20 protein-coding genes are annotated in these 23,115 nt (G+C 71.1%); 5 read left to right on the forward strand and 15 right to left on the reverse strand.

Annotation, left to right across the window (positions count from 1 at the left end):
* Positions 1-441: 441 nt before the first annotated feature.
* The 11 genes from Plo01_RS18750 to Plo01_RS18800 form a co-directional block, all read right to left on the reverse strand.
* Positions 442-921: a serine hydrolase domain-containing protein gene (locus Plo01_RS18750; RefSeq protein WP_203891926.1), complete on the reverse strand. Its 480-nt coding sequence runs from the start codon at positions 919-921 to the stop codon at positions 442-444.
* A gap of 130 nt (positions 922-1,051) precedes the next feature.
* Positions 1,052-1,453: a hypothetical protein gene (locus Plo01_RS18755; RefSeq protein WP_203891927.1), complete on the reverse strand. Its 402-nt coding sequence runs from the start codon at positions 1,451-1,453 to the stop codon at positions 1,052-1,054.
* 288 nt (positions 1,454-1,741) lie between these two features.
* Positions 1,742-2,128 (reverse strand): VOC family protein, encoded by a 387-nt coding sequence (locus Plo01_RS18760; RefSeq protein WP_203891928.1) that lies wholly within the window; start codon positions 2,126-2,128, stop codon positions 1,742-1,744.
* A 194-nt stretch (positions 2,129-2,322) separates the two neighbouring features.
* Entirely contained in the window at positions 2,323-3,219 is an 897-nt protein-coding gene (locus Plo01_RS18765; protein ID WP_239316618.1) for a LysR family transcriptional regulator, read from the reverse strand.
* A gap of 139 nt (positions 3,220-3,358) precedes the next feature.
* Entirely contained in the window at positions 3,359-4,120 is a 762-nt protein-coding gene (locus tag Plo01_RS18770; RefSeq protein ID WP_203891929.1) for a succinate dehydrogenase/fumarate reductase iron-sulfur subunit, read from the reverse strand.
* Between the two features lie 4 nt (positions 4,121-4,124).
* The gene (locus tag Plo01_RS18775) at positions 4,125-6,050 is read right to left on the reverse strand and encodes a fumarate reductase/succinate dehydrogenase flavoprotein subunit (protein ID WP_203891930.1); all 1,926 of its coding nucleotides are present in this window, start codon (positions 6,048-6,050) and stop codon (positions 4,125-4,127) included.
* Positions 6,051-6,068: 18 nt separating this feature from the next.
* On the reverse strand, positions 6,069-6,863 hold the full coding sequence (sdhC, locus tag Plo01_RS18780; RefSeq protein WP_203891931.1) for a succinate dehydrogenase subunit SdhC: 795 nt from the start codon (positions 6,861-6,863) through the stop codon (positions 6,069-6,071).
* Positions 6,864-7,221: 358 nt separating this feature from the next.
* Positions 7,222-7,662, reverse strand: coding sequence for a response regulator (locus Plo01_RS18785; protein WP_203891932.1), 441 nt, complete (start codon positions 7,660-7,662; stop codon positions 7,222-7,224).
* A complete protein-coding gene (locus Plo01_RS18790; RefSeq protein ID WP_203891933.1) occupies positions 7,655-9,286 on the reverse strand; it encodes a sensor histidine kinase in 1,632 nt (543 codons plus the stop codon). Before Plo01_RS18790 ends, Plo01_RS18785 begins: the two co-directional genes overlap by 8 nt.
* 107 nt (positions 9,287-9,393) lie before the next feature.
* Positions 9,394-10,548, reverse strand: a complete 1,155-nt coding sequence (locus tag Plo01_RS18795; protein WP_203891934.1) for a PP2C family protein-serine/threonine phosphatase — start codon at positions 10,546-10,548, stop codon at positions 9,394-9,396.
* Positions 10,549-10,651: 103 nt separating this feature from the next.
* Positions 10,652-11,593, reverse strand: coding sequence for a LysR family transcriptional regulator (locus tag Plo01_RS18800; protein ID WP_203891935.1), 942 nt, complete (start codon positions 11,591-11,593; stop codon positions 10,652-10,654).
* Between the two features lie 324 nt (positions 11,594-11,917).
* Between Plo01_RS18800 and Plo01_RS18805 the strand changes: the two genes are divergently transcribed.
* The 3 genes from Plo01_RS18805 (at position 11,918) to Plo01_RS18815 (ending at position 15,449) form a co-directional block, all read left to right on the forward strand.
* Positions 11,918-12,697, forward strand: coding sequence for a succinate dehydrogenase cytochrome b subunit (locus tag Plo01_RS18805; protein WP_203891995.1), 780 nt, complete (start codon positions 11,918-11,920; stop codon positions 12,695-12,697).
* A 65-nt stretch (positions 12,698-12,762) separates the two neighbouring features.
* Positions 12,763-14,694, forward strand: coding sequence for a fumarate reductase/succinate dehydrogenase flavoprotein subunit (locus Plo01_RS18810; protein WP_203891996.1), 1,932 nt, complete (start codon positions 12,763-12,765; stop codon positions 14,692-14,694).
* A gap of 17 nt (positions 14,695-14,711) precedes the next feature.
* The gene (locus Plo01_RS18815; protein ID WP_203891997.1) at positions 14,712-15,449 is read left to right on the forward strand and encodes a succinate dehydrogenase/fumarate reductase iron-sulfur subunit; all 738 of its coding nucleotides are present in this window, start codon (positions 14,712-14,714) and stop codon (positions 15,447-15,449) included.
* Between the two features lie 107 nt (positions 15,450-15,556).
* On the opposite strand, the gene Plo01_RS18820 is transcribed toward Plo01_RS18815, so the two are convergent.
* From Plo01_RS18820 to Plo01_RS18830, 3 genes are all read right to left on the reverse strand, one after another.
* Positions 15,557-16,504, reverse strand: a complete 948-nt coding sequence (locus Plo01_RS18820) for a helix-turn-helix domain-containing protein (RefSeq protein WP_203891936.1) — start codon at positions 16,502-16,504, stop codon at positions 15,557-15,559.
* Positions 16,505-16,591: 87 nt separating this feature from the next.
* On the reverse strand, positions 16,592-17,152 hold the full coding sequence (locus Plo01_RS18825) for a Clp protease N-terminal domain-containing protein (protein WP_203891937.1): 561 nt from the start codon (positions 17,150-17,152) through the stop codon (positions 16,592-16,594).
* A gap of 2 nt (positions 17,153-17,154) precedes the next feature.
* Entirely contained in the window at positions 17,155-17,388 is a 234-nt protein-coding gene (locus Plo01_RS18830) for an RNA polymerase subunit sigma-70 (protein WP_203891938.1), read from the reverse strand.
* Positions 17,389-17,490: 102 nt separating this feature from the next.
* Between Plo01_RS18830 and Plo01_RS18835 the strand changes: the two genes are divergently transcribed.
* Both Plo01_RS18835 and Plo01_RS18840 read left to right on the forward strand, forming a co-directional pair.
* Entirely contained in the window at positions 17,491-19,191 is a 1,701-nt protein-coding gene (locus Plo01_RS18835) for an ABC transporter ATP-binding protein (RefSeq protein ID WP_203891939.1), read from the forward strand.
* Between the two features lie 5 nt (positions 19,192-19,196).
* On the forward strand, positions 19,197-20,942 hold the full coding sequence (locus tag Plo01_RS18840; RefSeq protein WP_203891940.1) for an ABC transporter ATP-binding protein: 1,746 nt from the start codon (positions 19,197-19,199) through the stop codon (positions 20,940-20,942).
* A gap of 21 nt (positions 20,943-20,963) precedes the next feature.
* On the opposite strand, the gene Plo01_RS18845 is transcribed toward Plo01_RS18840, so the two are convergent.
* On the reverse strand, positions 20,964-23,057 hold the full coding sequence (locus tag Plo01_RS18845) for a S9 family peptidase (protein ID WP_203891941.1): 2,094 nt from the start codon (positions 23,055-23,057) through the stop codon (positions 20,964-20,966).
* Positions 23,058-23,115: the final 58 nt, after the last annotated feature.

A 23,115-nucleotide genomic window follows, 5' to 3' on the forward strand; every position in this document is an offset into this window, starting at 1 on the left:
TTCCCCGCGGGTCCGCCTCAGGGTCCCGGTGACTTCCCCGCGGGTCCGCCTCAGGGTCCCGGTGACTTCCCCGCGGGTCCGCCTCAGGGTCCCGGCGGCCCCCCGCCCGGCGGTCCCGGTGACACGATGACGTTCCCCGAGCCGCCCGGGTCGCCCCGCGGCCAGGAGCAGCCCCCGCCTCCGTTCGCCCCGCCCGCCGGGCCGCCGCCTCCGGCGGGGCCCCAGGGTCCCACGGGTACGGCGGTTCATCCGATCCCCGGAGCGGGACCGGGTGAGAAGAAGCGCGGTCTGTTCCGCCGGAAGGGCGAGTAGCCCGCCCGGCGGTTCCCGGCCCCGAGCTCCGCGAGCTCCGCGAGCTCCGCGGGTTCTGCGGGTTCTGCGGGCTCCGCACGGCACAGCCGCCCCGGGGTGAGCGCCGCCGGTCGCCGGATGAGGGACGGCTCAACCGGTCTGCTCGTCCGCCGATCCGGCTGTCCCGCCGAACACCTCCTGGACGAGCCGCTGCGTCGCCCGCTGAAACGCCGCTCCCAGGGACAGCGCGGCGTCGTCGACGTGGTTCAGCGCGGCGGTCAGCGTCTTGCCGCCGTCGGGTGTGCTGTACATCAGCGCCGCGTGGCCGGCGGCGCCGCCGTTGTGGGTGATGACGGTGGCGCCGCCCGGAGCCTCCTGCACGAACAGGCCCAGGCCGTAGCCGGCCTTGGGATGCGGCGTGCACATCTCGGCCAGCAACTCGGCCGGCAGCAGCTCGCCGCCCAGCAGCGCGGAGATGAACATGCTCAGGTCGTGCTCGATCAGCAGCCGGGCCAGCACGTGGTTGGTGTTGGAGCAGCTCCAGTCCGTGCCCGGCTCGAACCGCGCCGGCTTGGACGGCGCCAGTCGTACCGGCTCCTCCGGCCGGTAGGTCGTGAACCGGTTGTCCACCCCTCCTTGCCGGAGGGGGTGGCGGGGATCCCCGGCACGAACGTCCCGTCGGGGTCGAAGTCGCCGGTGACGTTGAACACCCCGCTGGTGTGCTGCAGCAGCATCCGCACCATGAGCAGGCGGGCATCCGTCAGGCGGCGTCGAGGGCCTCGGTGATCTTGCGGGCCATCTCGGTCATGGCAGGGCCGGGCTCGCCCCTCTGCGCCCGGGCGGATGCGTCGACGGCGACGGCGACGGTGCGGCGGAAGTTGTCGGCCTCGGCCGGAGCCTGCCGCTTGAGCAGGCTCACGGCCGCCGTCAGGGCCGGCAGCACCTGGTCGGCGAGGGCGGCCACGGACTTGCCGTCCAGGCCCCTGGGGGCCTTGGTGAGCACGTGCCCGACCAGGCCGGTGGCGGAGGTCAGCGCGATGGAGCCTTCGGTGGCGACCCGGTGCGGCGAGCCGGCGGCGCCGGCGGCGGACATCAGCGAGACGGCGCCCCAGGCGGCGGTGCGCAGGGTCAGGGCGTCCTGGTCGGTGAGGGTGACGGACATGGTGGTGCACTCCTTCGAATCCGATGGGCAAGTCGAAGAGCGGACGGACGGCGGAGACGCGGCCCTGCCGGTGCCGGGGGTGTCGAGATCGCCCGGGCCGGATCGCCCGAGGAGATCGCTCCCCGGTCTCGGGGTCGTGATCGCCGAACCGCTCATGGCCTCTACGATCGCCGGTCGCTCTGATACCGGGCCGTCGCCGCCCTGACGCGGCCGCTGACACGCCATCGCCTGGTCGGTGCGGGGATGGTGCGGCCGGGATCAGCCGCCGTCGGGTCAGCTGCCGTCGGGTCAGCTGCCGTCGGGATGGCCGCCGGGTGCGATCCATTCGGTCAGCTCGACGACGATGCCGTTGGGGTCGGTGAGACGAAGCAGCCACTCGCCCCAGGGGGTGCGCCGCAACCGCCCGACGATGGGCGCGCCCTCGGCGCGCAGGCGCTCGTGCTCGCGGGCCAGGTCGGTGACCGCGAACGCGACCACCGGCTGGGCGATCCGCTCGCGCGGCCGTTCGAGGTCGCGCTGGTGCAGCAGGACGTCGGCCACCGCGTCGTCGCGGCTCAGCCAGGTGAAGTCCGGGCTGTCGAGCACCTCGCGGAAGCCCAGGTGGGTGGTGAAGAAGCGGCGCGAGCTCGCCAGATCATCGACGGTGAAGACGATCGTCGAGCCGATGATGTTCATGAATATGCTCGCATGTGGTTTTTTGCCACGATTCCCCGCATATGTAGCGTTTGATCCTTGATCAAGGTTGCCGATACGGCCTGGCCGGGGGCAACGCGGGATCTCGCAACGCTGCGTTAACCCGGAACTTCACGCGGGGGAGGGATTCGGCAGCCCTGTGGCGGCGCCGCAGACGACGCCGGTCGTGACCGGTCTCAGCCGGGCAGCGGTCCCAGGTCGCGGACGACGTGGGCGAAGGCGCGGATCATGTCGTTCTCCGCGGCGCTGAGCCACAGCAGCCCGTACGGCAGCGGATCCATGTCCTTGACGGGCAGGTAGGCGATGTCGGGGCGGGGGAAATACCAGTTCACGTGGGCCGGGAAGAGACTGACGGCCTCGCCCAGGACCGTGGCCATGAAGATGTCCTCGAGGTTGCTCACGGTGGCGGTGCGGTCGATCGACCGCCCTCCGGGGGTGAGCTCCGGGACGTAGTTGTCGAACCAGTAGCCGGGCACGGACTCCACGGCGATGTGCTGGAAGTCGCTGACCGTCTCCAGGGAGACCGAGGACCACCGGGTGAGCGCGTGGTCGCCGGCCACGGCCAGCACCCTCGGTTCGGCGAAGAGCAGCGGGCCCACGGTGAGGTCGGGCTCCTCGACGGGCAGCCAGGTGACCAGGATGTCGGTCTCCCCGTTGCGCAGCTGGGCGAACGGATCCTGGTAGACCGACACCCGCAGGCGCAGCTCCCACTGCGGGTGCCGGGCGCGGAAGGTCTCCCAGTAGCGGCGCAGCTCCTGGACGTTGGACGGGAACAGGCTCACCCGGAGCGTGCCGGTCTTGCCGCGCGCGGCCAGCCGCGCCCGCTCCAGGGTCTGCGACAGGCCCTGGTGCAGCCGGCTCAGATCGTCCCGCAGCTGCTCGCCCAGTCGCGTGAGCCGGACGCTGTGGCTGTTCCTCGCGAAGAGCTCGGCGCCGATGGCGCGTTCCTGCTTCTTGATCGCCTGGCTGACCCGGGCCACGGAGACATGCAGCCGTTCGGCGGCGCGGCCGAAGTGCAGCTCCTCGGCCAGCGTCAGGAAGATCTCGATGTCCCGTAGCTCCACAAGCCCCATTTCGCCCATCTGTGCCACATATGGGGGAAGTGTGGCATATCACGGCAAGAGGGAGGTAGGTGAGTGGAGCGAAGGGTGCGGCCGGGCAGCCTCGCCGTGGCGGAAGGGGGTCCGGTACGGCGAGGCCGGGGCCGGAGGCTCAGCTCTTCGAGCCGGTGCGCTTGAAGATCTTGTTGCCGAGCCAGACCAGCGGGTCGTACTTGCGGTCGACGACGCGCTCCTTCATCGGGATCAGCGCGTTGTCGGTGATCTTGATGTGCTCGGGGCAGACCTCGGTGCAGCACTTGGTGATGTTGCAGAAGCCCAGCCCGTGGTCCTCCTGCGCGGAGTCCTTGCGGTCGACCACGTCGTAGGGGTGCATGTCCAGCTCGGCGATCCGCATCAGGAAGCGCGGCCCGGCGAAGGCGGGCTTGTTCTCCTCGTGGTCGCGGATCACGTGGCAGACGTTGTTGCACATGAAGCACTCGATGCACTTGCGGAACTCCTGGCTCCGCTCGACGTCGATCTGCTGCATGCGGTACTCGCCCGGCTCGACGCCCGCCGGAGGCGTGAAGGAGGGGATCTCCCGGGCCTTGGCGTAGTTGAACGACACGTCCGTGACCAGGTCCTTGATCACCGGGAACGTCCGCATGGGCGTCACGGTGATCGTCTCGTCCTCCCCGAAGGTGGACATCCGGGTCATGCAGCCCAGCCGGGGCTTGCCGTTGATCTCCATCGAGCACGACCCGCACTTGCCGGCCTTGCAGTTCCACCGTACGGCCAGGTCGGGAGCCTGGGTGGCCTGGAGCCTGTGGATGATGTCGAGGACGACCTCGCCCTCGTTCACCTCGACGGTGAAGTCCTCAAGCCTGCCCTCGCCGCCCTCGCCCCGCCACACGCGGAACTTCGCCTTGTAACCCATGGCTCTACTCCTTGACCAGCGCGTCGAAGTCGACCAGCTCTTCCTCGGTGATGTACTTCTTCAGCTCGGCCCGGTCGAACAGCCTGATCAGGTCGTCGCGCATGGCGGGCTGGGTCTTCTCCTCGACGGTGACCTCCGACCCGTCGGGGGAGGCGCCGCAGACCAGGAGCTTGCGCCGCCACGTGGGGGACATGTCGGGGAAGTCGTCGCGGGTGTGGCCGCCGCGGCTCTCCTCGCGCAGCAGCGCCGCCCGGGCCACGCACTCGGAGACCAGCAGCATGTTGCGCAGGTCCAGGGCGAGGTGCCAGCCGGGGTTGTAGATCCGGCCGCCGGGCGCGCCGACGGCCTTGGCCCGCTCCTTGAGCTTGCCCACGGACTCCAGCGCCTCGGTGATCTCCTCGGCCTTGCGGATGATGCCGACCAGGTCGTTCATCGTCCGCTGCAGCTCGTGGTGGACCTCGTAGGGGTTCTCGCCACCGCGCTCCAGCGGGGCCGTCGCCTCGGCCCTCGCCGCCGTCACCGACTCCTCCGAGACCGCGGGCCGGGCCTTGAGGGCGTCCACGTACGCCGCGGCGCCGGCGCCGGCCCTGCGGCCGAACACCAGCAGGTCGGACAGGGAGTTGCCGCCGAGCCTGTTGGAGCCGTGCATGCCGCCGGAGACCTCGCCCGCCGCGAACAGGCCGGGCACGGACGCCGCCCCGGTGTCCGCGTCGACCTCGACGCCGCCCATGATGTAGTGGCAGGTCGGGCCGACCTGCATCGGCTCGGCGGTGATGTCGACGTCGGCCAGCTCCTTGAACTGGTGGTGCATCGAGGGCAGCCGCCGGATGATCTCCGCGGCCGGGAGGCGGGTGGAGACGTCCAGGTAGACGCCGCCCTGGGGCGAGCCGCGCCCGGCCTTGACCTCGGAGTTGATGGCCCGGGCCACCTCGTCGCGGGGGAGCAGCTCCGGAGGACGGCGGTTGTTGGCCTGGTCGGTGTACCAGCGGTCGCCCTCCTCCTCGGTCGTGGCGTACTTGTCCTTGAAGACGTCCGGGATGTAGTCGAACATGAAGCGCCTGCCCTCGGAGTTGCGCAGCACGCCTCCGTCACCGCGGACGGACTCGGTGACGAGGATGCCGCGGACCGACGGCGGCCAGACCATCCCGGTGGGGTGGAACTGGATGAACTCCATGTTGATCAGCTTCGCCCCGGCCAGCAGCGCCAGCGCGTGGCCGTCCCCGGTGTACTCCCAGGAGTTGGAGGTGACCACGTAGGACTTGCCGATGCCGCCGGTGGCCAGCACCACCGCGGGGGCGTCGAACAGGATGAACTTGCCGTTCTCCCGCCAGTAGCCGAAGGCGCCGGAGATGACGCCCCCCGCCTTGCCCGCCCCGCCCGCGGCCTTGTCGCCGGTCTTGAGCAGGCGGGTGACCGTGCACTCCTGGAAGACCTTGATGTACGCCTCGGGGTCGCCGTGCAGCTTCTCGTCCTCCTGCTGGAGCGCGACCACGCGCTGCTGCAGGGTGCGGATCATCTCCAGGCCGGTGCGGTCGCCGACGTGGGCCAGCCGGGGGTACTCGTGCCCGCCGAAGTTGCGCTGGCTGATCCTGCCGTCCTTGGTGCGGTCGAACAGCGCGCCCCAGGCCTCCAGCTCCCAGACCCGGTCCGGGGCCTCCTTGGCGTGCAGCTCGGCCATCCTCCAGTTGTTGAGGAACTTGCCGCCGCGCATGGTGTCGCGGAAGTGCACCATCCAGTTGTCGTCGCTGTTGACGTTGCCCATGGCCGCGGCGGCGCCGCCCTCGGCCATGACGGTGTGGGCCTTGCCGAACAGCGACTTGCAGACGATCGCGGTGCGCTTGCCCTGCTGCCGGGCTTCGATGGCGGCCCGCAGTCCCGCCCCGCCGGCGCCGATGACGACGACGTCGTATTCGTGACGCTCGATTTCCATGTGAGGTTCCACGGTTCCTTACGCGAACGGGAAGGTGAGGACGCCCTTGGCGACCAGCCGTACATACAGGTCGGCGCCCATGACCGAGAACATCGAGACCAGCGCCAGCTCCTGGTGCTTGGCGTTGAGCTTGGAGACGAAGCCCCAGGCGCGGTACCGGATCGGGTGCTTGGAGAAGTGGTTCAGGCGCCCGGCGGTGATGTGACGGCACGAGTGGCACGACAGGGTGTACAGGTTGATCAGGATCGCGTTGACGATCAGGACCCAGGTGCCGACGCCGCCCGGCTTCTCGATGAGCGCCTTGACCGCGTCGTAGGCGAGGATCAGACCGATCACGATCGCCGCGTAGAAGAAGTAGCGGTGGACGTTCTGCAGGATCAGCGGGAAGCGGGACTCACCGGTGTACTTGGAGTGCGGCTCGTTGACGGCGCAGGCCGGGGGGGAGAGCCAGAAGCCGCGGTAGTAGGCCTTGCGGTAGTAGTAGCAGGTGAAGCGGAAACCCGCCGGGAGGCCGAGGATCAGCAGGCCCGGCGGCCAGGTGTACCAGTCGCCGAGCGGCGCCCAGCCGAACAGCCGCGCGTCCGGTTCGCAGACCGCCTCCGCCAGACAGGGGGAGGCGAAGGGCGCGTGGTACGGCGCGACGAAGAAATCGTTATCGAAGATCGCCCACGTGGCGTAGACGAGGAACGCCGTGAAGATGATGAAGGTGACCAGCGGATAACGCCACCACTGGTCGGTTCGCAGAGTGCGCTCTTTGATCTGCGCGCGCTGCCTTCTGGCCGGGGCCGGGTTGTCGGCCGTTGTCTGGGTCATCAGGGACCTCTCCACCTCCCGCGGACCCCGTTCACCAGAGGGTCCGGGTCGCTTCAGCTGTGCCGCCCGCAGGGCCGCGGTCGCGCCGGCTCACGCGTGCGCGCACACACATTGGTGGGGGATACGTTACGACGCTGCTCATCAGTTGTGTGAGAAGCGTCACTCACATTTTCTCGGAGCCGGTGTGATTCCCGTCACGTCGGGCAAGCGAGAGGTCGCGGAGAGGTCAGATGAGCCGCTGCGGAAAGCCTCGGGAATCACCGGAGGTAGTAAAAGCCTCAAAATCCGGCAAATATCAATAAATGTGGAAAAAGCGGGTGAATGGGGAGCCGGCTCGGGAGGGCGCCGGCCGCCGGGGTCAGGCGGAGTTCGGCAGCTTCACCACCGTCACGAAGAAGTCGTCGATCCGCCGCACCACGCTGATGAACTGGTCGAAGTCCACCGGCTTGGAGACGTAGGCGTTGGCGTGCAGGTTGTAGCTGCGCAGGATGTCCTCCTCCGCCTCGGAGGTGGTCAGCACGACCACCGGGATGCGGCGCAGGCTCTCGTCCGACTTGATGTCCTGGAGGACCTCGCGGCCGTCCTTCCGGGGCAGGTTGAGGTCGAGGAGGACCAGGTCGGGCGTGGGGGCGTCCTCGTACCCCTCCTCCTTGCGGAGGAAGGCCATGGCCTGCTCGCCGTCGTTGACGACGTGCAGCTTGTTCTTGACCTTGTTGAGCTCGAAGGCCTCCCGGGTGAGCAGGACGTCTCCCGGATCGTCCTCGACGAGGAGCACGTCGATCCAGCGGAGGTCATTCATCGGTGTCTCCTCGGGGAAGGGTCCAGCGGAACGTTGTCCCGCTTTTCGCTTGCTTGTCGATATTTATATCTGCATGATGGTCAATGTCTGAATTGTAGCTATTGTCGGAATTAGTGGTATCCACCCAGATCTGTCCGTCGTGGTAGTCGACGATCTTCTTGCACAGCGCCAGCCCGATGCCGGTGCCCGGATAGACGTCCCGGCCGTGGAGCCGCTGGAAGATCAGGAAGATCCGGTCGGTGTACTTGCTCTCGATGCCGATTCCATTGTCCGTGCAGGAGAACTCCCACATGTCCCCCGCCGGGCGCACCCCGATGTGGACGACGGGCGCCTGCCGGGAACGGAACTTCACCGCGTTGCCGACGAGGTTCTGGAAGAGCTGGGTGAGCTGCTGGCGGTTGCCGTACACCGTGGGCATCTCGTCGAAGGTCACCGTCGCCCCGGCCTCCTCGATCGGGGCGGCCAGATTGTCCAGCGCCTCCTTCAGCGGCTCGGCGCTGTCGATCGAGGAGCGCTCGCCGCCGAGCCTGCCCACCCGGGAGAAGTCGAGCAGGTCGCTGATGAGCGACTGCATGCGCTTGGCGCCGTCCACCGCGAACGCGATGTACTGCCGGGCCCGGTCGTCGAGCTGGTCGGCGTAGCGCTGCTCCAGCATCTGGGTGAAGCTGGCGACCTTGCGCAGCGGCTCCTGCAGGTCGTGGCTGGCCACATAGGCGAACTGCTCCAGCTCCCCGTTCGACCGGCGCAGCTCCGCCGCCTGGTCCTCCAGCTTGGCCTGCGCGTCGCTGGCCCGGCGCCACTCGCTGAGGATGCGGCGCCGCATGGCGTCCACGTGACCGGCGAGCTCGGCGAGCTCGGCCGGGCGCTCGACGTTGAGCCGGTGGTCGAAGTCGCCCTGGGCGACCGCGCGCACCTGCCCGGTCAGCTCGGCCACCGGCCGCAGCACGGCGTAGCGGACGATGACGATGAAGCCGGCGAAGGCCAGGACCATCACCGCGGCCACCCCGCCGAGAGCGACGTAGACCGACTGCCAGGACTCCTGCAGCCGCTCGCCCGCGGCGGCGTGCGCCCGGGTCAGACGGTCCTCCAGCGCCGTCAGCGCGGCGCGGATCGCGGTGTAGTGCTCAGCGCCGGCCTGCGCGTCCCGCGTGAGGATCTCCTCCGCCCTGCGCGGCGGGACGGCGGTCGTGACGACGTCGCCGTACTCGCTCCGCCAGGCCGCCGCGGCGGCGCCGATCGCGTCGAGCTCGGAACGGACGGGGTCCGGGTCGGGGAGGCCGGGCAGCAGGCGGTCGATGGCGGCCAGGGCGGCCCTCTCCTTCTCGATCGCGGCCCGGTAGTCCTCGAGGTGCTGCGCCTCACGGGTCCTGCCGTACGCGCGCACCGCGCTCTCCTGCGTGGCCAGCGCCCCGGACAGCTCCAGGGTGCGCAGGGCCGCGGGGTCGATGACGTCGACGACGACCGACCTGGCATCGCGGGCCGCGCCGATCGCGCCGACCGTGAGCACGGCGGCGATCGCGAACACCAGCGCCACGGCCGAGCCCGCGAGCAGGAACCACCGTCCCACCGGCAGCCTGCCGAAGCCCTCCGCCGGCGGCGGCGCGGGGAGGGGACGCAGTCGCATACGGCTGTTCATCGTCCGGAATCCCTTATCGTCCGGGGTTCTTCACCGGTTCGAGCTCTTCACCGGCCGGAGCCCGGCAGCGCCGCGGCCCGCCGTCGTCGGTCCTCTCACCGCCCGCCGCCCCGCGAGATGTGGACCGCGGCCAGGTCGTCGTTGAGCGGGTCCTCGTTCAGCTCGATGACCCGCTCGATGAGCCGGTCGAGGTCGATGCCGCCCTGCTCGCGGACCAGCCGCTCCAGGCCCTCGGTGCCGAGCAGGTCGGGGCCTCCGCCGATGGTGGCCTCGATCAGGCCGTCGGTGTAGAGCAGGACGGACCACTCGTCGCCGAGCGGCACGTCGATGGGGGACCACTCGACGCCCTGGAAGATGCCCAGGGGCGGGCCGGACGGCGTCCCCTGCGTCACCTCGACCGCGCCGTCGCGGATCAGCAGGGGCGGCGGATGGCCGACGACGTGCATGCGGGCGTTCCGCAGTCCCGGCTCCACGGTCATCGTGCAGAGCGTGGTGAAGATCTCCGAGGACTTGCGCTCGACACGGAGCACCGAGTCGAGCGTGCGCAGCACGTCGTTGCCGGTGTGCCCGGCCAGCACGAGGGTCCGCCAGGCGATCCGCAGCGCCACTCCCAGCGCCGCCTCGTCCGGGCCGTGCCCGCAGACGTCGCCGACCACCACGTGCACGGCGCCGTCGGCGCTCTGCACGGTGTCCCAGAAGTCGCCGGCCAGGAGCGTGCGCTGGCGGCCGGGCAGGTAGCGGGCCTCGTGGTGGAGCACCCCCGCCTCCAGCAGGGGGACGGGGAGCAGCCCGCGCTCCAGGCGGGAGTTCTCCTTCGTCGTCAGCTCGACCTCGACCAGCTTGCGCTGGGCGAGGTCGGCGCGCTTGCGCTCCATGGCGTAGCGGACCGCGCGGATCAGGAGCCGGGCGTCGATGTCCTGCTTCACCAGGAAGTCCTGCGCCCCGGCGGAGACCGCCTCGACACCCACGTGCGAGTCGTTCAGACCGGTCAGCACGAGCACGGCCGCGTGCGGCGCCATCGCCAGGACCTGCTCCAGGGCCTCCAGCCCGGACGCGTCGGGGAGCGAGAGGTCCACGAGCACGCATCTGACCTCATCGGTCAGGCGGACCCGGGCTTCGGCGAGGCTGCGCACCCAAGTGATCTTCGGAGGGTTCTCCGCCTCCGAGAGAAGCTCTTCCACCAGGAAGGCGTCGCCCGAGTCGTCCTCGATGAGGAGAAGCGTGAGTGTTTCGTTGGGCGGAGCGGTCACTACGCCTCTTCGTCTGTTCGAGGGGACACATGTTCGACCCTACGAAGGATAACGGGCCGTCTCCTCGAACGAGGCCCATGTGATCGATTCCTGACCTAAGGGCCTATCGCCCAGGTCCGCCCGGGAGCAGCTCGACGCCCTCGGGAAGGCTACCGTCATGGGCGGCCTCGGCGAGGAAGAACAGCAAAGTGGCGCGGAACGCCTGCGCGGCACGGGTGGGCTCGACGTCCTTGCGATGGGCGAGGGCGATCGTGCGGCGCAGGCCCGGCGGGGCCAGCGGGGTCCCGGTCAGGCCGGGCCGGCCGTCCAGCACCATGGACGGGACCAGCGCGACGCCCAGTCCCGCCTCCACGAAGCGGAGCACCGCGTCCATCTCGCCGCCCTCCACGGCGAACCGCGGCTCGAACCCGGCCTGGCGGCACGCGCCGAGGGTGGCCTCCCGCAGGTCGTAGCCGCGCCGGAACATCACCATCGGCTGCCCGCGCAGATCCTGGATGCGCAGGTACGGCCTGCGCGGCCGTGAGGACGACGGGGAGACGACGACCAGGTTCTCCCGGAGGATCTCCTCGGTGACCAGGGCCGGGTCGTCGCTCTGCAGCGGCATGATGATCAGGGCGAGGTCGAGCTGGCCGCGGGCCAGGGCCCGGACCAGGTCGCGGGAGCCGCCCTCCTCCACCAGCAGCTCGATGCCGGGGTAGGCGCGGTGGAACCTGGCCAGCGCGTCGGCCATCAGCCCGGCGCAGAGCGAGGGCGTGGCGCCCAGCCGTACCCGCCCCCGGCGGAGCCCGGCCAGTTCGGCGACCTCCCGCCGGGCGGTGTCGGCGTCGGCGAGCATGCGGCGGGCCAGCGGGAGCAGGGCCTCCCCGGCGGGGGTGAGAGTGACGTTTCCCCGGGCACGGCTGAACAGCGGCGCGCCGAGGTCGGCCTCCAGCGCCTTGATCTGCTTGCTCAGCGACGGCTGGGCGACGCGCATCCGCTCGGCGGCCTGGGTGAAGTGCCGGGCCTCGGCGACAGCCACGAAGTAGGCCAGTTGCTGGAGCTGCACGTTTCCCTAGCGTACGGCCGCCCCGGTCCTCGGCTCCGCCCGCCCCGCCACCCCCGACCCGTGAGGAGGCGCCGGTGCACTGGACTGAGGAGGGCGAGGGAGCGTAGCGACGGAGCACGACGAGGGAAGGCGCCGGTTACCAGCCTCCGAGCCGCGATGCGCAGCATCGCCATGAACACTGTGAGGTTTCTCGCATTTAGGCCCCTGACCATAGGTTGTAAGCCCCGCGTAAACAGAGTGGATAGCCGGAGGCTATGGAAACCACATCTGTGATGACTTGGACGGGACTAAAGTCCTTTTCCTACGGTCACGGACGTGACTGCCATGATTGAGCGCGGAAGTTCCACCGCGCCGGTTAACCCCCCAGCGGGAACTCCCGCCACGCCAGTGAAGCCTCGGACTCCCCCGGCTGCGACGCCCAGGCGGCGTGGAGGGTTCCTCGGTTCCTCCAACGGGAGGAAGGCCGTGATGGCCGTCACGGGCGCCGTCCTGGTGCTGTTCCTCGTGGGCCACATGACCGGCAACCTCAAGGCGTTCTTCGGCGCGGACTCGTTCAACGAGTACGCGAACTTCCTGCGCACCATGGGCGAGCCGCTCCTGCCGTACCGGGTCGCGCTCACCATCGTGGAAGTCGTGCTGGGTGTCTCGATCGTCCTGCACATGTGGTCGGCGATCTCGCTGGCCCGCCGGGCGGGCAAGGCCCGTCCGGTCAAGTACGCGGCCAGGCGCAAGGCCCAGGCGGGCGGCTATGCCGTCCACACCATGCGCTACGGCGGCGTCGTCATCCTGCTGTTCGTGATCTACCACCTGCTCGACCTGACCTTCGGCACGGTCAACCCGGCCGGCTGGGACGGCACGCCGTACGAGCGGCTGGTGGCGAGCTTCGCCCCCGAGCGCTGGTGGGTCACCGCCTTCTACGCGGTGGCCGTCCTCATGGTCGGCCTGCACCTGCGCCACGGCCTGTGGAGCGCGTTCCAGACCCTCGGCCTGGCGAGCGGCCGCAGCTACCGTCCGCTGAAGCTGGCCGCCGCCGCGATCTCCGCGGTGCTGGTCCTCGGCTTCCTCACGGTCCCCGTCGCGGTCATGATCGGAGCGATCAAGTGAGCAAGCGCAACAAGCCGACCGACGAGCAGAGCACCTCTGCGACCGTGACCGACGAGGGAGCTCGCGTGCCCGGTACGTTCTACGCCGAGGGCGAGCCGATCCGGGACACCAAGGCTCCCGAGGGCCCGATCGAGGACCGCTGGGAGAAGCGGAAGTTCAGCGCCAAGCTGGTCAACCCGGCCAACAAGCGCAAGCTCCACGTCATCGTGGTCGGCACCGGCCTGGCCGGCGGCTCGGCCGCCGCGACCCTGGGCGAGCTGGGCTACAACGTCACGTCGTTCTGCTACCAGGACTCCCCCCGGCGCGCGCACTCCATCGCGGCGCAGGGCGGCATCAACGCGGCCAAGAACTACCGCGGCGACGGCGACTCGATCTACCGGCTGTTCTACGACACCGTCAAGGGCGGCGACTTCCGCGCCCGCGAGTCGAACGTCTACCGCCTGGCCCAGGTCAGCGTGAACATCATCGACCAGGCGGTGGCCCAGGGCGTGCCGTTCGCCCGCGAGTACGGCGGTCTGCTCGACACCCGTTCCTTCGGCGGCGCCCAGGTCTCCCGCACCTTCTACGCCCGCGGCCAGACGGGCCAGCAGCTCCTGCTCGGCGCCTACCAGGCGCTGGAGCGGCAGATCGCGGCCGGGACCGTGAAGATGAACACCCGCCACGAGATGCTCGAACTGATCGTGAGCGACGGCCGGGCGCGCGGCGTCATCGTCCGCGACATGGTCACCGGTGAGATCGAGCGGCACGTCGCCGACGCGGTCGTGCTGGCCACCGGCGGATACGGCAACGTGTTCTTCCTGTCCACCAACGCCAAGGGCTGCAACACCACGGCGATCTGGCGGGCGCACCGGCGCGGCGCGATGTTCGCCAACCCCTGCTACACGCAGATCCACCCGACCTGCATCCCGGTCAGCGGCGACTACCAGTCCAAGCTGACCCTCATGTCGGAGTCGCTGCGCAACGACGGCCGCGTCTGGGTGCCGGTCAAGGCCGGCGACGCCCGTCCCGCCTCGGAGATCCCGGAGGAGGAGCGCGACTACTACCTGGAGCGCATCTACCCGGCCTTCGGCAACCTGGTCCCGCGTGACATCGCCTCCCGCGCGGCCAAGAACGTCTGCGACGAGGGCCGCGGCGTCGGCCCCGGCGGCCTGGGCGTCTACCTCGACTTCGCCGACGCGATCAGGCGTCTCGGCCGGGACGCGGTGGAGAAGAAGTACGGCAACCTCTTCGAGATGTACGAGCGCATCACCGGCGAGGATCCGTACACCCAGCCGATGCGCATCTACCCGGCCGTCCACTACACGATGGGCGGCCTGTGGGTGGACTACGACCTGCAGTCCACGATCCCCGGCCTGTTCGTGATCGGTGAGGCGAACTTCTCCGACCACGGCGCCAACCGCCTGGGCGCGTCCGCGCTGATGCAGGGTCTGGCCGACGGCTACTTCGTGCTGCCGACCACGATCGGCGACTACCTGGCCGACGGCCCCTACGGGGAGGTCGACGACGAGGCCGTGGCCGAGGCCGAGACCGCGGTCCGCAACAAGATCGACAAGCTGCTCTCGGTGAACGGCACCCGCACCGCCGACTCCTACCACCGCGAGCTCGGCCGGATCATGTGGGACTACTGCGGCATGGAGCGCACCGAGGAGTCGCTGCGCAAGGCCCTGGACCGGATCCCCGAGCTCCGCGAGGAGTTCTGGAAGAACGTGAAGGTCTCCGGCCAGGCCGAGGAGCTCAACCAGGCGCTGGAGCGGGCCGGGCGGGTCGCGGACTTCTTCGACCTGGCCGAGCTGATGTGCATCGACGCCCTGCACCGCACCGAGTCGTGCGGCGGCCACTTCCGCGCCGAGTCGCAGGACGCCGACGGCGAGGCCCTGCGCGACGACGAGAACTTCGCCTACGTCGCGGCCTGGGAGTACGGCGAGCAGGGGCCGATCCTGCACAAGGAAGCGCTGGACTACGAGTACGTCAAGATGAGCCAGCGGAGCTACAAGTGAGCGAGCGAGCCAAGGGTATGAACCTCACTCTCAAGGTCTGGCGCCAGAACGGCCCGCAGGACAAGGGCCGTATGGTCACCTACCGGGTCGAGGACGTGTCGCCGGACATGTCCTTCCTGGAGATGCTGGACGTGCTCAACGAGCGGCTCATCCTGGAGGGCGACGACCCGATCGCCTTCGACCACGACTGCCGCGAGGGCATCTGCGGCATGTGCGGCATGGTCATCAACGGTGTCGCCCACGGCGAGCAGGTGGCCACCACCACCTGCCAGCTGCACATGCGGCACTTCGAGGACAACGCGGTCATCACCATCGAGCCGTGGCGCGCCGCGCCGTTCCCGGTGGTGAAGGACCTGGTCGTGGACCGCTCGTCGTTCGACCGGATCATCCAGGCGGGCGGCTTCATCTCCGTCCCGGCCGGTTCGGCCCCGGACGCGCACAGCGTCCCGGTGAAGAAGGTCGACGCCGACGCGGCGTTCGACGCGGCCACCTGCATCGGCTGCGGCGCCTGCGTCGCCGCCTGCCCCAACGGTTCGGCCTCCCTCTTCACCGCCGCCAAGATCACCCACCTGTCCCTGCTCCCCCAGGGCCAGCCCGAGCGCGACTCCCGCGCCAAGGCCATGGTCGAGCAGATGGACGCCGAGGGCTTCGGCGGCTGCACCAACACCGGCGAGTGCACGGCGGTCTGCCCCAAGGGCATCCCGCTGGACACCATCGCCAGGATGAACCGCGACTACCTCAAGGCGTCGAAGTGACCCGGAGGCCGTAGGGTCTTCCTGCCGGGGATCCTCCCCGGCGCCAGGCGCGGGCCGTACCTTCGTGGGGAGGTACGGCCCGCGCGTTTTCCCGGGGGTTCGGCGGTTCAGGAGTGGGCGCGCAGGGCGGCGGCGAACCACTCGAAGGCGGCGGCGGCCGACGGGAACGGCGCGCAGCCGTTGAGGATGCCCATCAGCTGCCAGTAGCGCTCCACCCGCCGGTCGGTGAACGTCTCGATCTCCTCCGCCAGCCGGACGCGCTCCTCGGCCGGCGTGTCCGGGGCGATGATCCGCTCCAGGACCGCCCGGCCCTCGGCGCCGTCCGGGGCGACGCCCGCCTCCACGGCGCCCCCGGCGTGCTCCAGGATCGGCCCGGAGTCGTACGGCTGCCGCGGTTCCCCTCCCGCCTCCGCGCCCGCCACCGCCATCTGGCGCACCCGCTGCCGGAAGCCCTCGTCGGCCACCAGACCGGTGAGTTCCATCCAGGCGTCCACCTGCTCGGGGGCGGGTTCGTCGGGCAACTCGGCCGGGAGTCTCCGCATCGCCTGCGCGATGTGCGCTCCCGTCGCGCCGGGGTCGATCCCCTCGAAGGCGCGGTCGACGAAGTCGTCGATGAGGCGCTGCCGCTCCTGTGCGGACAGCCGGGCCATCTCGTGCATGAGTCTGATCTCCTCGGTCGTGCTTCCACGCTGGGCGATCGACCGCAACACCGCGCGGCGCAGCCGCAGGACGCGGATCTCCGCGTCCAGGGCGTCCGCGTGCGTCCTGGCGACATCGGTCACCGTGGCCTGCCCGGCCAGGACCCGCTGGACCGTGTCCAGGCCCAGCCCCAGCTCGCGCAGGGTCCGGACCAGATCCAGGCGGGCCGCCGCCTCGGCCCCGTAGAGCCGGTGCCCACCGGCGGAACGGCGCGTCGGCGGCAGGAGGCCGCTGTCGGACCAGAAGCGGATCGTGCGCACCGACAGGCCGGTGCGGTCGGACAGCTGCCCGATGGTGAACAGCTCGGTGCGGTCGGACGGCCGTTCAGTGGTGAACGGCTCGGTGCGGTCGGTCACGAGACGATCCTCAATCCTCCAGTTACTGGAGGTTCAAACTGTTTTCCGCCCGGTGGGGCTCTCCGCCGCACGGCCCGCTCGCCGGGGTCAGGCCATCTCGGCGACGACCTCCTCGCGCAGGGTCTCCAGGTCCACGTCGGCCTGGGCCAGGATGCGGTGGGCCGGGCCCGGGCCGGCGCGCAGGACGCCCAGCAGGATGTGGCCGTCGGAGATGTGGTTGTGCTTGAGGCTGATGGCCTCGCGCAGGGACAGCTCCAGGGCCTTCTTCGCCGGGCCGGTGAAGGCGACGTGCCGCCCGCTGACCAGGCGGCCCTGGCGGGTGCGCTGCGGGGGCCGGTCCAGGGAGCCGGGGCCGAAGGCGGCCTCGACCCGCTCCCGGATGGCCGACAGGTCGATCCCGATCGCCTCCAGGGCGTCGGCGTCGAGCCGGTCGCCCGCGTGCGGCGGGATCATGTCGAACACGGCCCGGTAGGCCCGCTCGTGGTCCAGGCCGTGCCGGATCAGCACCCGGGCCGAGACGCTCTCGGGCTGGTCGAGCAGGCCGAGCACGATGTGCTCGTTCCCGACGAAGTGGTGGTTGAGCCTCCGGGCGTTCTCCTGGGCGAGCTTGACGGCCTGGCGGGCGTCCCGCGTGAACCGCTCGAACATGACTACTTCTCCCTCCTCAGGAGCCCCCGGCCCCCCGCGTACTTCTTGTGCACCGCCTGCCGGGAGACCTCCAGGCAGTAGGCGATCTCCTGCCAGGACCAGCCCTGCTCGCGCGCGTTCTCCACTTGAAGGGCCTCCAGGCGCTCGACCAGCATCCGCAGGGCCCGCACGGCACGGAGGCCGACGGCGGGGTCGCGGCTGCCGGCGTCGGAGGCCAGCTGCGCCGTATCGCTCATGATGTCAATTTATGTTGACGGCGGCCGCCTGTCAACAATGGTTGACGAAGGCCGGAAAATGACTTGCTTGACCAGGGCGGACCTTGCCAGCCTGGAACGGTTATGCGCTCTCTACCTGTCGCCGATCCCGGCACCCCCGACGCCCGATCACCGATCCGCTACCTGGTCTGGATAGCCCGCCGTCAGGCGGGCGCCCTGGCGGTCGGCATCGGCTACGCCACCGTGTGGTGGATCGCGATGGCCCTGGTGCCCATCGCGGTCGGCGCGGGGATCGACGCCATCCGGGCCAAGGACACCTCGGCGCTGCTGACCAGCGGCGCGGTGGTGCTGGCCCTGGGCACCGTCCAGGCGGTGACGGGCACGATGCGGCACCGGATGGCCGTCTTCAACTGGCTGAGCGCCGCCTACCGGACCGTCCAGGTCACCGCCAGGCAGGCGACCCGGCTGGGGGCGACGCTGCCCAAGCGCGTGTCCACCGGCGAGGTGGTCAGCGTCGGCAACTCCGACATCGCGCACATCGGCAACGCTCTGGACATCCTGCTCCGCGCCGTCGGCTCGCTCTTCGCCATCGTCACGGTGACCGTCATCCTGATCAGGACCTCCGTTCCGCTGGGCCTGACGGTCCTGGTCGGCGTGCCGGTCATGACCGTCGCCGTCGCGCCGCTGCTGCGCCCGCTCCACCGGCGCCAGCACGACCACCGCGACCTGCAGGGCGAGCTGTCCACCCGGGCCGCCGACATCGTCGCGGGCCTGCGCGTGCTGCGCGGGGTCGGCGGCGAGCAGGTCTTCGCCGACCGCTACGCCGAGGAGTCGCAGAAGGTACGGCACGCGGGCGTGCGCGTGGCCTCGGTCCAGTCGATGCTGGAGGGCGCGCAGATCCTGCTCCCCGGCCTGCTGGTCGCCGCGGTGACCTGGCTGGGCGCGACCTTCACCCTCCGGCAGACGATCACCCCCGGCGACCTCGTCGCCTTCTACGGCGCCGCGGTCTTCCTGATCGCCCCGATGCGGACGCTCACCGAGGCGGCCGACAAGCTGGCCAAGGGCCACGTCGCCGCCGGCCGGGTGGTGCGCATCCTGAACCTGGAGCCCGAGATGACCGGCGGGACCGGCCGCTCCGACGCCGATCACCCGGGAGGCCTGCTGCGCGACGTGGCCTCCGGGGTCGCGGTCCGTCCCGGCATCTTCACCGCCATCGCGGCCGCCGCCCCCGAGGAGTCCATCGCCATCGCCGACCGGCTCGGCCGCTACAGCGGCGGTGACGTGGACTTCGGCGACGTGCCGCTGGACACGCTGCCGCTGGCCGAGGTGCGCCGCAGGATCCTGGTGGCCGACAACGGCGCGGCGCTGTTCGCCGGGAGGCTCCGCGACGAGCTGGACGTCAGCGGGCGGGCCTCGGACGAGGACCTCGCCGCCGCGCTGCACGCCGCGTGCGCCGAGGACATCGTCGAGGCCCTGCCGGACGGCCTGGACAGCCGGGTGGCCGAGGCGGGCCGGGAGTTCTCCGGCGGCCAGCAGCAGCGGCTCCGGCTCGCCCGCGCCCTGACGGCCGACCCGGAGGTGCTCATCCTGGTCGAGCCCACCAGCGCCGTCGACGCCCACAGCGAGGCGCGCATCGCCGACCGGCTGGCCAAGGCCCGGTCCGGCCGGACCACGCTGGTCTGCACCACCAGCCCGCTGGTGCTCGACCGGGCCGACCAAGTGATCTACGTCGAGGAGGGCGTCGTGCGGGCCCAGGGCGCCCACCGGGAGCTGCTGGCCACCGCGCCCGCCTACGCCGCCACCGTCACCCGAGAGGAGGGCTGAGCCGGATGAGCAGGGAGATCCTGCCGGTCGCCGACCAGGCACAGGTCCGGGCCTACGCCCGTCGGCTCACGCTGAAGTATCCGCGGGAGCTGACGGTGACGCTGACCCTGCACGGCCTGGCCGCCGTCGCCGGTCTGACGGTGCCGTGGCTGCTGGGCGGGCTCGTCGACGACATCGAGAAGGGCGCGGAGGTCCATGTCACCGCGGTCGCGCTGGCCGTCGTGGGGTTCCTGGCCCTCCAGGCCCTGCTGGTCAGATTCGCCGTCCTGACCTCCTCCCGGCTCGGTGAGAAGGTCCTCGCCGAGCTGCGCGAGGAGTTCGTCGGCCGGGTGCTCGGCCTGCCGCTGTCCACGGTCGAGCGCGCCGGGTCGGGCGACCTGATCAGCCGGACCTCGCGGGACGTGGACGCCCTGTCGCGGACCGTGCGGTACGCCGTGCCCGAGACGCTGATCGCGATGGTCACCATCACGATCAGCGTCGGCGCGCTCCTGCTGGCGGGCCCGCTGCTGATGGTGCTCGGCCTCTCGTCGGCCCCGCTGCTGTGGTTCACCACCCGCTGGTACCTCAGGCGGGCCACGGCCGGCTACCTCCGCGAGAGCGCCGCCTACGCCGACATGACCGACGGCCTGGCCGAGACGGTCAACGGCGCCCGCACCGTCGAGGCGCTGGGCCTGCAGGAGCGCCGCCACCGGCGCACCGACACCGACATCGCCCGGTCCTGGGCGGCCGAGCGCTACACGCTCGGCCTGCGCACGGTCTGGTTCCCGGCGGTGGACTTCAGCTACGTGATCCCCATCGCCGTCACGCTGGTCGCCGGCGGCCTGTTCTACATCGAGGGGTGGGTCTCGCTGGCCCAGATCACGATGGTCGTGCTCTACGTGCAGCAGCTCGCCGACCCGCTCGACCGGCTGCTCATGTGGATCGACGAGCTCCAGGTCGGCGGGGCCTCGATGGCCCGCCTGCTGGGCGTGGCCGAGGTGCCCGACGACCGCGCGACCGGTTCCGGCGTCCCCGACGGGGAGGAACTGCGGGCGGAGGGCGTGCGCTACGCCTACCGCCGCGGCCATGACGTGCTGCACGGCATCGACCTGACGGTCCGGCCGGGGGAGCGGCTGGCCATGGTGGGCCCGTCCGGCGCGGGCAAGTCCACGCTGGGCCGCCTGCTGGCGGGCATCCACGGCCCGCGCGAGGGCTCGGTCACGGTCGGCGGCACCTCGCTCGTCGAGCTCCCTCTGGACGACCTGCGCGGCCACGTCGCCCTGGTGACCCAGGAACACCACGTGTTCCGGGGCACGCTCCGCGACAACGTGCTGATCGCCCGCCCGGACGCCGACGACGCGCGGGTCCGGGAGTGCCTGGCGGCCGTCGACGCCCGGGAGTGGGTCGAGGCCCTGCCCGACGGGCTGGACACCATGGTCGGCTCGGGCGGGGAGCGGCTCTCACCGGCCCAGGCGCAGCAGCTCGCGCTCGCCCGCCTGGTCCTGGCCGACCCGCACACGCTGGTCCTGGACGAGGCCACCTCGCTGATCGACCCCAGGGCCGCCCGCGACCTGGAGCGCTCGCTGGCGGCGGTCCTCGACGGCCGCACCGTGATCGCGATCGCGCACCGCCTCTACACGGCGCACGACGCCGACCGGGTCGCGGTGGTCGAGGACGGCCGGATCAGCGAGCTGGGCTCCCACGACGAGCTCGTCGCCGCGGGAGGCTCCTACGCGGCCCTGTGGGGCAGCTGGCACGGAACGCCCCGGTAGGGCCTCGCCCCGGCCCCGGTCTCAGCCGAGATCCTCCGTGATCCCGAGGGACTTCTTGAGGAAGTCGACCTGGAGCAGGAGCAGGTTCTCGGCCACGACCTCCTGCGGGGTCATGTGGGTGACCCCGGACAGCGGGAGCACGCTGTGCTGGCGTCCCTCGGCCAGCAGCGCCGACGACAGCCGCAACGTGTGCGCGGCGACCACGTTGTCGTCGGCCAGGCCGTGGATGAGCAGGAGCGGGCGGTCGAGCTTGCCCGCGTCGCCGAACAGCGACGAGGCGTCGTAGTGGCCCTCGTCGGGGTGGCCGAGGTAGCGCTCGGTGTAGCAGGTGTCGTACAGGCGCCAGTCGGTCACCGGGGCCCCGGCCACCGCCGCGTGGAACACGTCGGGACGGCGGAGCACGGCCAGGGCCGCCAGGTAGCCGCCGAAGGACCAGCCGCGGATGCCGACCCGGGACAGGTCGAGATCGTCGGGATACTGGGCGGCGGCGGCGTGCAGGGCGTCCACCTGGTCCTCCAGGACCGGGGTGGCCAGGTCGTGCCGGATGGCCCGCTCGAACGCGGGGCCGCGGCCCGGGGTGCCGCGGCCGTCGGCGACGACCACCGCGAAGCCCTGGTCGGCGAACCACTGGCTGGTCAGGAAGGCGCCGGAGGCGGACAGGACGCGCTGGGCGTGCGGCCCGCCGTAGGGGTCCATCAGGACCGGCAGCCGCGCCGAGCCGGGAACGTGCCCCGCGGGGAGGATCACCGCGGTGGACAGGTCGCGCTCGCCCGCGCGGATGAGGGAGACCCGCAGGTCCAGGCCGTGGCGCTCGGCGTGGGAGGAGATGTGGCCGCGGGGCGCGCCGTGGTGGGAGACCTGCACCGCGGTGCCCTCGCTGCCGAGGGTCTGGGCGGTGATCAGGAGGGTGCCGCCCGCGGTGCGGCCGCTGTAGACGCCGCTCCCGGCCGGGCTGACCAGGGTGATGCCGCCGTCGCGGTAGGCCCACAGGGCGATCTCGGCGGGGTCGCCGCCGCTGGCCCGGAAGAGCACCGCGTCGCCCTCGACGTCGAGGACCTCGCGGACCTGGAGGGTGGGCGGGGTGACCGGCGCGTCACCGATGATCAGGCGGCGGCCGCCGTCGGCGTCCGCGACCCAGACGAGGGTGCCGTCGGACAGGTGGCCGGGAACGCCGGTGACGATCTCCACCCAGGCGTCGTCGGTGTCCCGGCGGACGAGGGTGGTCGCGCCCGTCACGGGGTCGACCTCCCGCAGGCTCATCGTCCGCTGGTCGCGCGACATGGTGACGATCATCGGGCCGTGGGCGTCCCAGCGGGCCGTGACGAGGTATTCGTCGGTGAAGGGGACGGGCACGCGCGAGCCGTCGAGTCCCAGGACGAAGAGCTCGACCTCGGCGTTGGGCGTGCCCGCGGCGGGATAGCGCTGCTCGACGGCGGGCCGGTCCGGGTTGGCCGGGTCGGCGATGAACCACTTGCGCACCGGGGACTCGTCGGCCCGCTCGACCAGCACCGCGTCGCCCGAGGGGGACCACCAGTAGCCCCGCATGCGGTCCATCTCCTCGGCCGCGACGAACTCCGCCAGGCCGTAGGTCACCTCGGGGGCCTCCGGGACGGCCAGCGCGCGGTCCGCCCCGTCGCCGGGCCCGCCGCCGAGCTCCTGGACGTGGAACGCGCCGCCCGTGACGTAGCCGACGCGGTCGCCGGCGGGGGAGAGGCGCGGATCGATCACCGGTCCGGGAGTGGTGAGTCGGCGCGCGTCCCCGCTGCGCAGGTCGGCGACGTAGAGCGCGCCGGACAGGGCGAAGGCGGCCGTGGTCACCGCGGTGTCGGTGCTGTAGCCGACGATGCCGCCGGCCTGCTCGCGGCTGCGCTCGCGGCGGGCGCGCTCTTCCGGCGGGAGGTTCTCCTCGTCGGCGTCCAGCGTGCGCGGATCGACGACCAGGCGCTCCGCGCCGTTCGCGACGTCGAACTCCCACAGGCAGGTGACGGGGTCCGAGCCGTCCTTCGTCCGCAGGAAGAGGATCCGGGAACCGTCGGGCGCGATCGTGAAGCCGCGCGGCACTCCGAGCGTGAAACGGCGGGTCCTGGCGTGCAGACGAGGGAAGCTCTCACTCATGACACCATCCTGCCAGGTCTGTGAGGGGTTCCGGATAAGTCGCCGATACGCTCGGGCA

Source organism: Planobispora longispora, from assembly GCF_016863135.1.
Classification (GTDB): domain Bacteria; phylum Actinomycetota; class Actinomycetes; order Streptosporangiales; family Streptosporangiaceae; genus Planobispora; species Planobispora longispora.